Source organism: Thalassospira sp. ER-Se-21-Dark (assembly GCF_017922435.1).
Classification (GTDB): domain Bacteria; phylum Pseudomonadota; class Alphaproteobacteria; order Rhodospirillales; family Thalassospiraceae; genus Thalassospira.
The window spans coordinates 1,174,969-1,187,177 of record NZ_VDEZ01000001.1 but is presented as its reverse complement, the minus strand read 5'-3'; the positions used below and the strand labels follow the sequence as shown (position 1 = coordinate 1,187,177).

The following is a 12,209-nucleotide window of genomic DNA, read 5'->3' as shown; positions in this document are numbered from 1 at the left end:
CACCAGACCGTCAACCAAGTCTAGGGGGAGTTCGGATTGACACGGGGTAGTGCATAAATGGCCCTGAAGGCGCGTCTGGATCTACGCCAGTCCCAGTCACTTGTCATGACTCCCCAGCTGCAGCAGGCAATCAAACTGCTGCAATTCAATAATATTGAGCTTTCCAATTTCATCGACAGTGAACTGATGGAAAACCCGCTGTTGGAGCGGGCCGATCCCGGCCAAACCTATGCCGAGGCCGGTGATGGTGCGGTTGGCAATGGCGATGAAGGCCTTGATAGCCGATCAAACGACAATTTCACGGACCGCGATGACCGGTTCGGCACCGATCGCCTGACGTCCAGCGAAACGATGGGCAGTGATGACGGCCCGCTTGATGTTTCAAGTGACGCGCTTTATGGCGGCGAAGGTGAAATCACCCGCAACGGCGAACCGGTTTCAGGCAGTCACGATTATTCCGCGCCCTATAGCGGGGGTGCGGGTGGCGGTGCTGGCGGTTCGGCTGCGGGTGGGGATGACCTTCCGGGGCTTGAACAGACGCTGGCCGATGAAGCGACATTGCGCCAGACTCTTGATGATCAGCTTAATATCGCCTTTGCCGATGCCACGTCGCGTATGATCGGCAGTTACCTGATCGATATGCTTGATGAAAACGGCTATATCAGCGGCGATCTTGATGAAGTTTCCGAATCCCTTGAATGCGATATCGCGGATGTCGAACGCGTTCTGAAGGTCATGCAGGGCTTTGACCCGGTTGGCATATTTGCCCGCGATCTGGCGGAATGTCTGGAATTGCAACTGCGCGAACTCAACCGTTTTGATCCGGCGATGGCAGCCCTTCTGGCCAATCTTGATTTGCTGGCCAAGCGGGACTTTGATCGCCTGCGTCGGGTGTGCGGCGTCGATTCGGATGATCTCCATGACATGATCGCCGAGATCAAAACCCTTGATCCGCGCCCGGGCAAGACCGCCGATGGCGAAATCGCAACCCCGGTGATCCCGGATGTTTTGATGCGTGCGGCGGGCAATGGCAACTGGCATCTGGAACTGAATTCCGAAGCCCTGCCGCGGGTTCTGGTCAATGAAGACTATGTCGCCCAGATCGGGTCGGGCCTCCGCGATCGCGAAGAGCGCGGCTTCATGAGCGAGAAGCTGCAAAGTGCCAACTGGCTGGTCAAGGCGCTGCATCAGCGTGCGACGACGATCATGAAGGTCGCCAGCGAAATCGTGCGTCAGCAAGACGGGTTCTTTACCCACGGGGTTGCGCATCTGCGGCCACTGATCCTGCGCGACATCGCCGAAGCAATCGGTATGCATGAAAGTACGGTTTCACGTGTGACCAACGGCAAGTTCATGTCGACGCCGCGCGGCATGTTCGAGCTGAAATATTTCTTCACCACGGCAATTTCATCTTCAGATGGTGGGGACGCCTATTCGTCCGAAGCGGTGCGCCATCGGATCAAGTCTTTGATCGACAACGAAGAACCCAAGAAGATTTTGTCGGATGACAAACTGGTTGAGCTTCTGGGCAAGGAAGGGATCGACATCGCGCGTCGAACAGTGGCAAAATACCGCGAAGCGATGCGCATCCCATCGTCAGTGCAGCGTCGGCGCGAGAAAAAATCACGTGCTTCCTAGCACGAATTTATCGAAAAAACGCACCTTAAGGTGCTGTAATTCAAGGGAACATACCCATATCTTGACTTGGTAATGACGAGGGAATATGGTGCGCCCACCTACGAGAGGGGCACCAAACTGGTATGTCACTCAACCGGGGATAGGCGATCCATGCAAATTACGGTTATCGGTAAGCAACTTGACGTTGGCGATGCTTTTCGCCAGCACGTCGTCGAGACCTTGGACCCTGCAGTAGAGAAGTATTTCGATCACGCGATTGAAGCCACGGTGACCGTCACCAAACAGGCACATCTCTATCACGCGCAGATTTCGGTCCATGTCGGCAAGGGCATGATGGTTCAGGCCAAGGCATCAGCGAACGAGGTTTATCCCGCGTTTGATGCCGCCTGTGACAGAGTGGCCAAACAGTTGCGGCGTTATAAACGGCGCCTGCGTGATCATCACGCAACCCGTGACCACTATGAGGAGGCTCGCCTGGAGGCGATCCACTATGTGATCGCACAGGAAGATGAAGATCAAACGGACGATAATCACACAAATGGCTTCGAGCCAGTGATTGTTGCCGAGACACCCGATCGCATCGATACGCTTTCCGTTGGGGAAGCTGTCATGCGGCTCGACTTGGGGGACATTCCGGCACTGATGTTCCGGAATGGCAAACATGGCGGACTGAACGTTGTCTACCGTCGCTCGGACGGAAATTTCGGCTGGTTGGACCCAAACGATAATGAAGCGAGTGGCGCGTGACAGACACAGATTCCGAGCCAAACAACGCAACGCGAAAAATGGACATATCATCTATTCTTACTCCGTCCGGAGTTATTCCGGCACTGCGTGCCGGTGCGAAGAAGGCTGTGCTTGAGGAACTTGCCGAAAAGGCCGCCGAAGTTACCGGCCGCCCTGCAAGCGAGATTTTCTCTGTCCTGCTTGACCGTGAAAAGCTTGGCAGTACCGGTGTCGGTGGCGGTGTCGCGATTCCGCATGGCAAGCTCAATGATCTGGACCACCTGTATATGGTTTTTGCCCGTGCAAGCAATCCGATCGAGTTTGACGCGGTTGATGAACACCCGGTCGACCTTTTCTGCATGCTGATTGCGCCCGAAGAAGCCGGTGCCGATCACCTGAAGGCACTGGCACGGATTTCCCGTCTGCTGCGCAATCAGGGCATGTGCGACAAGCTCCGCGGTGCCGGATCTGCAGATGCGATTTACGCATTGCTGACCCAGGACGAAGCCGAACAGGCCGCCTGAAAAGGTCAGTGAGTGGCGGGTAACCCCCGTAACAGACACAAGATTTAAAAAAACCGGACGCCCAATCAGGCGTCCGGTTTTGTTTTGGGATATTGGACCCGACGGTGGACCGGGTTCGGTTTCTGGCCTGATCAGGCTTCGGCGGTCTTGGGCTCTTCAGGGTCCTTTACGTCGGTCAGGCGCGCGGCCAGAACAACAAGATAAAGCACCGGAATGCCGATCACGGCTGTGCCGATAAAGAACCAGCTATATCCGACCGCATCAACCACCGTGCCCGAGAAGCCGGCAAGGATTTTGGGAAACAGGGTCATGATCGAACTGAAGATCGCGTACTGCATGGCCGTGAACGAGATATTGGTCAGGCCCGACAGATAGGCGATGAAGGCTGCCGTTGCGAGACCACCCGACAGGTTATCGGCCATGATGACAACGACGAACATCGTGGTGTCGGGGCCAAGCTGTGCCATGAAGGCAAACAGGACATTGGTGATCGCCGATAACAACGCCCCAAGAAACAGGATCCGCACCACGCCATAGCGGACTGACAGAACCCCGCCCAGGAAACTGCCGCCAATGGTCATGAACAGGCCGAATGTCTTGGAAACGGCGGCGATTTCTTCCTTGGAATAACCAAGGTCTGTGTAAAACACGTTGGCCATCACGCCCATGACAATATCGGCGATGCGATACACCCCGATCAGAGCCAGGATGACGATGGCCGCCTTGCCATAGCGGTCAATGAAGTCCTTGACCGGCGAGATATAGGTTTCCTGAACCATGCCGGTCGGTGTCAGGCCAACCCGGGTGGTGAGCCAGGCAACAAGGATGGCAAATCCGACCGAAATGGCCAGTTTGACGGTACCGGCAATGAAGCCTGACAGCTCACTGATCATGCCGCCTTCAGTCATGGCGGTTTTCAGCGGATTGGTGATTTCCCCGGCATAGACATTGGCAAGTATGAAGGCGATGACGGTAAGCGCGAACATCGCAAGAAAGCGGACATAGTCCGATGTTTCGTGAAAATATTTGCTGTCGAGCTTTACGACCTTCGGCTCGCTGACAAGAAGGGTGGTGATCACGCCCACACACATCGCAAGCGCCATACAGGCATAGGCCACCGTCCAGGCATGGTGTTGATAGGTACCTTCGGCTTCAAACAATCCGGCAATGGTCAGGGCCCCGGCACCAGCGACGATCATGCCGATGCGATAGCCGCCGATATAGGCCGAACTCATCATCGCCTGAAGGTCGGCATCGGCGGCCTCGATGCGATAGGCGTCAATAACAATGTCCTGGGTGGCCGAGGCAAAACCAAGCGCAACCGCGGCGAAGGCCATCATGGTCAGGTTTTCTGCCGGGTCGGTCAGTCCCATCCACAGGATGGCGGCGATGATGCCGCCCTGGGCAATGATCAGCCAGCTACGCCGACGGCCCAGAATGCCGTGCAAAACCGGCAAGGGCAGCCGATCAATCAGCGGCGCCCAGACGAACTTGAAGGAATAGCCAAGTGCCGCCCAGCTGAAATAGGTGACGGTGGAACGATCCACACCCGCTTCGCGCAGCCAGATCGACAGGGTGGAGAAAATCAGAAGGATGGGAATGCCGGCCGACAATCCCAGAAACAGCATCGTGATTACGCGCGGATGAATAAAGGCCCCAAAGGCCTCGCCCCAGCTTCGTTTTTCTGCGCTGCGCATCGATTTCCCCCAACTTGAAGCATGCTGTCATGAAGCTAGGGCAAACAGGTTAAGGAAAGCCGAAACATCGGGCTGTGTGGCTAAAACGCGAACAGCAAAAAGGCCGATCCATATGGACCGGCCTTTTTGAATTCGGCTTGGCAAGAGAAAGGCTTAGCCTTCTTTCTTGCGGCTTTCGCGCTTACGCACGTTCGGATCAAGGTGCAGCTTACGGATACGAACGCTTTTCGGGGTCACTTCGACCAGTTCATCGTCCTGAATGTAGGACAGGGCTTCTTCAAGCGACATACGGCGCGGCGGGGTCAGCGTAACAGCTTCGTCCTTGCCCGATGCACGCACGTTGGTCAGCTTCTTGCCCTTGAGCACGTTGACTTCAAGGTCGTTGTCGCGGTTGTGTTCACCGATGATCATACCCTGATAGACGCGTTCGCCATGTTCGATGAACATGATGCCACGATCTTCAAGGTTAAACAGGGCATATGCCACTGCTTCGCCCTGATCGTTGGAGATCAGCGCACCGTTACGACGGCCAGCGATAGAGCCCTTGACCGGGCCATAGGAATGGAACACGCGGTTCATAACGCCGGTACCGCGGGTATCGGTCAGGAATTCACCGTGATAACCGATCAGGCCACGCGATGGCGCAATAAAGATGATACGGGTCTTGCCGCCACCGGAAGAACGCATGTCGGTCATTTCAGCCTTGCGCAGGCTCATTTTCTCGACCACGACGCCGGAATATTCCTCGTCAACGTCAACCTGGACTTCTTCGAACGGTTCGGACAGAACGCCGTCGATTTCCTTGAACAGAACGCGCGGACGCGAGATCGACAGTTCGAAGCCTTCGCGACGCATGGTTTCCACCAGAACGCCCAGCTGAAGTTCGCCACGACCGGCAACTTCAAACGCGTCCTTGTCTTCGGTTTCACCGATCTTGATCGCGATGTTGCCTTCGGCTTCGCGTTCCAGACGGGCACGGATCATGCGCGAGGTAACCTTGTCACCTTCCTGACCGGCCAGCGGCGAGTTGTTGACCGAGAAGGTCATCGCCAGGGTCGGCGGATCAATCGGCTGGCTTTCTATTGCGGTGGTAACTTCGGTGGAGCAGATGGTGTCAGCCACGGTTGCTTCGGTCAGACCGGCAATCGCGATGATGTCACCGGCAACGGCTTCTTCCTGCGGGACACGTTCCAGACCGCGGAAGCCCATCAGTTTCGACAGACGGCCGGTTTCAACGGTGCCATCGCCACGAATAACCTTCACCGGCATGTTGAGTTTCGCACGGCCCTGATAAACACGACCGGTCAGAATACGACCCAAGAAGTTATCGGCATGCAGCATGGTTGCCAGCATGGCAAACGGTGCTTTTTCATCAACGTCCGGTGCCGGAACGTGGCTCAGAACCAGTTCCATCAGCGGGGTCAGGTTTTCTTTCGGGCCTTCCGGGTTTTCAGCTGCCCAGCCGTCACGACCGGATGCATACAGAACCGGGAAGTCGAGCTGTTCTTCGGATGCTTCGAGCGATACGAACAGATCAAAAATCTCGTCGAGAACTTCCTCGGCGCGCTGATCCGGACGGTCGATCTTGTTGATGATCACAATCGGCTTCAGACCGAGTTTAAGCGCCTTGCCCAGAACGAATTTTGTCTGCGGCATCGGGCCTTCGGCCGAGTCAACCAGCAGGACAACACCTTCAACCATGGACAGGATACGTTCGACTTCACCACCGAAATCGGCGTGGCCCGGGGTATCGACGATGTTTACACGGGTTTCGCCCCACTGAACGGCCGTCGGTTTCGCGACGATGGTGATGCCACGTTCACGTTCCAGGTCGTTGCTGTCCATGGCGCGTTCGTCAACACGCTGGTTGTCACGATAGACACCGGACTGGCGGAACATGGAATCGACCAGCGTGGTTTTGCCGTGGTCAACGTGGGCGATGATGGCGATATTGCGCAAGCTCATGGGCGCGGACTCCAGAAATAAAAATGCCGCGCGCCGGGTCATGCCCATGCGCATCGGTCAGTAAGTAAGTGTTTCAAGGCCAGTAGATATTCAGCAACAAGCACGATGGTTGCCGCCGGTATCACCGGTGGGAAACCCACATCAACGTATGTGCTGAATGTTTACTGGCCCGGATCGTAATCGTGCAGATATACCCGAAGGCCGCCCTGTCATAGCCAATGTTAAGGCGAAAGGCCAGCGTTGTAAGCGCCATGTCGGGTTGATTATTCTGCAATGCGGGCTGTTTGCGCCAAACTCTGGACAAAGTCAATGATTGTGTTGCGCTGCAGCGCCATGCAAATCCGGCCTTCGCGACAGAAAAAACGGGACGGCAACGAATTGTTGCCGTCCCGTGAAATCTTTCAAACATCCGCACTCTTTATATAAAAGAGTGATCAGAGTGCCTTTGCGATCAGTTCCTTGAGATCCGCATCCGGGCGCGCACCCATATGCGAAATCACCTCAGCCGCGCAGATCGCACCCAGCTGACCGCAGATCTCAAGGGTGTGACCCTGGGTGTAGCCATACAGGAAGCCTGACGCGAACAGATCGCCAGCACCCGTCGTGTCGACCACTTTGGCGACCGGTTCGGCACTGATTTCATAAAGTTCGTCCTGGCTTACGATAACGGCACCCTTTTCACTACGGGTCAGGGCAGCAACGCGGCAATGCTTGCGAACTTCTGCCAGTGCTTCTTCAAAGGTCTCGACCTCGTAAAGCGACTTGATCTCTTCCTCGTTGGCAAACAGGACGTCGATATGGTCATCGACCAGTTCGCGGAAGGATTCGCGGTGGCGATCAACGCAGAAGGAATCAGACAGGCTGATCGAAACCTGACGGCCGGCATCATGGGCAACCTTGGCGGCCTTGACGAAGGCATCCTTGGCTTCGGGGCGATCCCACAGATAACCTTCCATGTAGGTGACCTTGGCCGATTTGATCAGGTCTTCGTCAATATCATCCGGGCCAAGCTCTGTGCAGGCACCCAGGAAGGTGTTCATGGTACGGTGACCATCCGGGGTGACAAAGATCAGGCAACGCGCGGTCGGGGAACCCTCGGTCGCGGCCGCAGAATCAAACGCGACACCAATTGCGCGGATGTCATGGCGGAAAACCTGGCCCAGCTGATCGTCACGCACCTTGCCGATATAGGCACCCTTGCCGCCAAGGGCTGCGATACCAGCCATCGTATTGCCAGCCGATCCGCCCGACATTTCAAGGCCCGGGCCCATCTGGTCATAAAGCGCATCGGCCCGGTCGGCATCAATCAGGGTCATGGCGTTTTTGACAAGCTCAAGACGCGCGAGGTCTTCTTCCTTGCAGTGGGCAAGGACGTCGACAATGGCGTTGCCGATCCCAACGACGTCGAATTTGGTGTCATTCATATAGTAAATTCCTGCGGTTATGTGGGCTCAGACCCTGATTTAAACGGCACAGTGAAAAACCGGCAAGCCACGCCGCGCGTGCGTTGGCCTCGTCATTTTCAGTGCGCCTGATACTGACTGTTGCGGAGTATAGGGAATGCGATTTTCGGTGCAAGCTTTGCAACTGTTTCGTGCCCGGTCGTTTAACCTGTCCTTAACTTCGCCAAAAAACTGCAAAAGATGTTTTTTTAAGTGTTGATCGGTGAAATTCGATCTGGATCCGGTTCGAATTTACGGGCCACGACTGCAAAAATTGATTTTGAATGCGCACTGCCATGAACGACCGGGCGCAAAGCCTCGGAAATCAACGGTTCGGGCTTTGTTTAGACTTTTCGCAGGTAACAGCGCGCAAATGGTGCGAAAAGCCCGCAAAAATATCGAAACAAGAAGATTTATATGATTTTGAAGGGCCAATTCGCCCGGTTTTGCGACGGAGAGGTTTCAAGACAAACCGGTTTGTCTTTAGATAGACCCAAATAACAAATGCTATAATGTAACACATAAGTAACTTTATTTAATCCTGAAGATGGAAAATGGCTATTTCGCAGCCAAACGGGATGGCGGCACCTTGGTCAGGCACATCTCGCCAAATGCGACATTTCCGGTCCGCAGCACAGGATTTTTGGGTGCTATTTCGGGGTTATTTATCGGGGAAAAGCGGGATCGGCGCATTGTCGTCTGCCGATCCGGTGTCGTCCTTGTCGGTGTAATCCGGCACGACCTTGTTCTTTTCCGTATGTGCCGTTCCGGGGCCCGCTTCATGACGGACCCTTTCATACAATTCTTCGATTACCGCTTCGATCCGGGTGCGATGAAGCGGGTCTTCGCAACGTTTGACGAACTGTTCAAACGCACCAAGCGCCATATGGTCCTGGTCAAGGCGGGCATAGAGCGCGCCAAGCTGATGCCAAAGCCCTTCATGGTCCGGCGCGATCAGCAAACTGTGTTCGACAACACGGGTTGCGAGCTCCAGCTCACCGGCGCGAAGCGCCCGTACCTTTATGTTATTTTGAAGTCGTAACAAAATATCGATATCGGATGACGGCCGGTAATGATGGGGTGCCAGCTCGGCATCAAGACCGCTGAATGACTTCAGCAATTCACGTAATTCAGCCGGACCGAGACTGATCGCGCCATGGAACGGGTCGATCATCTTGCGTTTGCCATTGGCCTGCACACGCAGCAGGAAATGACCGGGAAAATCAATGCCGGTGACGGCAATGCCGCACCGCATGGCCGCGTGGATATAGAGCATGCCAAGGGCAACCGGCAGGCCGCGCTTGCGCTCAATCACCTGCATCAGATCGGCATTGGCAATGTCATCATAGTTTTCCGCATCCCCCTGAAAGCCATTGCGTTCGGCAATCACGGTCTGCAGGGCGCGCACGACCTGATCAATGGTCGGCTCGGCTTCCTTGTCATCAACCGGCAGGGCCTGCTGATCCGTGCCATCGGTGGCAAAATCGGGCTGCAAGGTCAGACCTGCCAACTCGGCGCGGACCTGATCGGCGAGATCATCCAAAATCGCAATGAACGGCGCGACATCGCGTTTATGGGTGCCGTTCGATTGATTCAGACGGGCAAAATGCAGGGCTGCCTCGGCCACGCTGGCGTCAGGTTTCAGGCCCTTGCCATAATCGACAAGCCATTGGCGATCCGGATCGGTCGGTGCTGTTATGTGGCTTACGGTACTGATGGCTCAGGTTCCTTGTCGGATGGCATCGTCTTTCAGACGGATATGACTGACAACCCGTTTGACATAGCTGGTGTCCCGGGCATGTGAAATCACGCGACTGCGTTCATGGTCGTCCTGGGCAATTCCCATCAGATGGACGGTGCCATTGACGGTCTCGACGCTGTAATTGATGGCGAAAACATCACCATCAAACATCAATGCAGTCTTGATCTTGGTGGTGATCAACAGGTCGCTTGCATTATCAACAAGCGTCAGGCCGTCACCGATCTCAATCTCGTTATGAACACTTTTGACCCCGCTAACCTGCCAGCTTAGGCGTACAGCTTCAAGTTGATCAGCCACGGTGGGCACCTGACCGGCCAAAAGAACTTCGCCTTCAACCACTTCAATCTCGATATCGAGAAACAGTTTTTCGTCCTGTGCCAGAAACTTCTGCCAGATCTGTGCGGTGATCGCCGTATCACTGACAGCACCGTTAAAGCCGCGTTCCTGAAAGGCGGCAACACCGGCGGTTGCGCCAGCTCCGAGCACAACGGATGTAGGCGTGCATCCCGAAAGCGGCAAAATGCACATACCCGTCAGAAGAAGTGCCTTGGCAACGCCAAGTGGCCGATTGACCATTCTTATTGGTGACATTAACGGATGTCTCGTCCAGTTCCCCCAAGTCTTACAACACCCATCATGGCCCGCGGGGGTTAAAGAGACTTAAAATACTGGCCGGTTTATCAGTAAAAATGCATTTTTCTGCGAATTCGTGCCTGAAATCGATGTAACAGGGCGACGATCACAGGTTGTTGCTGGCGAACAATTCCGTCCAGCGGCCGGGTGACACGCCATAGGTCTGGCGGAAATGGCGGTTGAAATGGCTTTGATCGGCAAACCCGGTCTCGGCGGCAATTCCGGCCAGGGGTTGCCCAATCATCATCAATGCACGTGCCTTTTGCAGGCGACGCATCATCAAATATCGATAGGGTGTGGTTCCGAACCGCGCACGGAAATGCCGGATCAGGCGAAAACGGTCCATACCGGCAACCTGTTCAAGCTCGTCAGATTGTACCGGACGGTCAAAGTTGTCTTCCAGAAAGGCGCGCACCTGATCCATGCTTTGGCTGGCCGTAAAGCGCGGGCGTTTCAGTGGTGCCTTGGCATGCAGTGACAGGCGCTGGGCGATGTCGCTGACAAACTGATCGCGCAAAAGCGGATCCATGTCGCTTTCAAGTTCCCCCAAAGCTGAGGCCATGATCGACCACAAGACAGGATCCTGAATAACCGGTTCACCGACAAAGGGCAGGGGATCGGCTTCGTGATCAAGGCCCGATCGCAACAGGGCGGGTTCAAGATACAGCATGCGATACTGCAATCCGTCCTCGGTCCCAGCCCCGCCGTCATGCAGCTCGTCAGGATGCAGGATGATGATATTACCCGGATTGCTGGCGCGAAATTCCCCGCGATAATTAAAAGTCTGGACACCTTTTAAGGTGATGCCCAGCGCATAGGTATCGTGGCGATGCGGGGTGAACATATTGCCATAGAACAGGGCTTCGATCCGCTCGATCCCCGGTGCGGTCGGTGCCGCAACGAAGCGTTCGCGCTTTTTGCACAAACGTTCAATACCGCGATCATCTGCCTGTTCTATTGCTTCTTTCATTACCGGATCATCCGACCGATTGGAGGAAGTGAATGTTTGATACCAAAGTCGCCCTGATTTTGCGCAATGACCTTGAAACTTGGCAATCCCTGAATGTGACGGCCTTTCTGATGAGCGGCATTGTTGCCCAAACCCCCGATATCATCGGCGAGCCCTATATCGACGCCAACCAGAATATCTATAACCCGCTGTCGCGTCAGCCCGCCATCGTTCTGGCCGCCGATGGCGATACCATCGCGAAAATCCATCAGCGCGCCTTAAATCGCGGCGTTAAGGTATCGGCCTATATCGAGGAAATGTTTGCCACTGGCCATGATGCGGCCAATCGGGATGTTTTTGCCAACGCGGATCCTGAAACGGCAAAATTCGTTGGTATTGGCATTCATGCCGATAAGCGCAGTGTGGATAAGATCACCAAGGGCGCGAAAATGCATCCCTGAGGCCAACAAACTACGGGAATGCCTGCTTACGAAACCTGCCAGGCATTCCTGAGATGCTCGATCCTGCCCCAATTTCGAACAATCATCAGATCAAGTCGCATATCGCCCGTGTGGCCAATCTTGCCCGCGTATGCTTCAAGTGCACGGGCGATGCGGTTTTGTTGTTTGGGGGTAATGGCATGCAGCGCTGTTGCGCGATCGGTGCGATTTTTGACCTCGACCGCGACCAAGACATTTCCGCGTCTGGCAATGATGTCGATTTCACCGACCGGGCTTTTGTGGCGGATGGCCAGAATGCGATAGCCCTTGAGCCGCAACCAGAATTCACAAAGTTTTTCCGCCCGGCGTCCAGCCTTTTCCGCCCGCTTGCGGCTTGATGTATCATCATGCACGGGACGGGATCGGGCCATGG

The 12,209-nt window shown here is 55.2% G+C and carries 11 protein-coding genes; 4 read left to right on the top strand and 7 right to left on the bottom strand.

The window, feature by feature from the left end:
- Positions 1 to 57: 57 nt before the first annotated feature.
- The 3 genes from rpoN to ptsN all read left to right on the top strand — a co-directional run bounded on the left by rpoN (position 58) and on the right by ptsN (position 2,888).
- On the top strand, positions 58 to 1,638 hold the full coding sequence (gene rpoN, locus FHI25_RS05400) for an RNA polymerase factor sigma-54 (RefSeq protein WP_008888696.1): 1,581 nt from the start codon (positions 58 to 60) through the stop codon (positions 1,636 to 1,638).
- A 150-nt stretch (positions 1,639 to 1,788) separates the two neighbouring features.
- A complete protein-coding gene (gene raiA, locus FHI25_RS05395) occupies positions 1,789 to 2,385 on the top strand; it encodes a ribosome-associated translation inhibitor RaiA (RefSeq protein WP_210515765.1) in 597 nt (198 codons plus the stop codon).
- 38 nt (positions 2,386 to 2,423) lie between these two features.
- Complete coding sequence (gene ptsN, locus FHI25_RS05390) at positions 2,424 to 2,888, top strand: PTS IIA-like nitrogen regulatory protein PtsN (protein WP_210515763.1); 465 nt, start codon at positions 2,424 to 2,426, stop codon at positions 2,886 to 2,888.
- Positions 2,889 to 3,019: 131 nt separating this feature from the next.
- On the opposite strand, the gene FHI25_RS05385 is transcribed toward ptsN, so the two are convergent.
- The 6 genes from FHI25_RS05385 to FHI25_RS05360 all read right to left on the bottom strand — a co-directional run bounded on the left by FHI25_RS05385 (position 3,020) and on the right by FHI25_RS05360 (position 11,357).
- Positions 3,020 to 4,585: an MFS transporter gene (locus FHI25_RS05385; protein ID WP_210515761.1), complete on the bottom strand. Its 1,566-nt coding sequence runs from the start codon at positions 4,583 to 4,585 to the stop codon at positions 3,020 to 3,022.
- Between the two features lie 153 nt (positions 4,586 to 4,738).
- The gene (gene typA / locus FHI25_RS05380) at positions 4,739 to 6,550 is read right to left on the bottom strand and encodes a translational GTPase TypA (protein ID WP_063086392.1); all 1,812 of its coding nucleotides are present in this window, start codon (positions 6,548 to 6,550) and stop codon (positions 4,739 to 4,741) included.
- Between the two features lie 434 nt (positions 6,551 to 6,984).
- Complete coding sequence (locus FHI25_RS05375) at positions 6,985 to 7,974, bottom strand: adenosine kinase (RefSeq protein WP_008888691.1); 990 nt, start codon at positions 7,972 to 7,974, stop codon at positions 6,985 to 6,987.
- Positions 7,975 to 8,653: 679 nt separating this feature from the next.
- Entirely contained in the window at positions 8,654 to 9,619 is a 966-nt protein-coding gene (locus tag FHI25_RS05370) for a transglutaminase-like domain-containing protein (RefSeq protein ID WP_210515759.1), read from the bottom strand.
- Positions 9,620 to 9,712: 93 nt separating this feature from the next.
- Positions 9,713 to 10,345 (bottom strand): BON domain-containing protein, encoded by a 633-nt coding sequence (locus FHI25_RS05365; RefSeq protein ID WP_246878906.1) that lies wholly within the window; start codon positions 10,343 to 10,345, stop codon positions 9,713 to 9,715.
- 148 nt (positions 10,346 to 10,493) lie between these two features.
- Positions 10,494 to 11,357, bottom strand: a complete 864-nt coding sequence (locus tag FHI25_RS05360; protein ID WP_210515757.1) for an AraC family transcriptional regulator — start codon at positions 11,355 to 11,357, stop codon at positions 10,494 to 10,496.
- A gap of 32 nt (positions 11,358 to 11,389) precedes the next feature.
- On the opposite strand from FHI25_RS05360, the gene FHI25_RS05355 reads away from it, so the two are divergent.
- Positions 11,390 to 11,797, top strand: coding sequence for a DUF2000 family protein (locus FHI25_RS05355; protein WP_210515755.1), 408 nt, complete (start codon positions 11,390 to 11,392; stop codon positions 11,795 to 11,797).
- A 26-nt stretch (positions 11,798 to 11,823) separates the two neighbouring features.
- On the opposite strand, the gene FHI25_RS05350 is transcribed toward FHI25_RS05355, so the two are convergent.
- Positions 11,824 to 12,207, bottom strand: a complete 384-nt coding sequence (locus tag FHI25_RS05350) for a YraN family protein (RefSeq protein WP_210515753.1) — start codon at positions 12,205 to 12,207, stop codon at positions 11,824 to 11,826.
- Between the last annotated feature and the right edge of the window lie 2 nt (positions 12,208 to 12,209).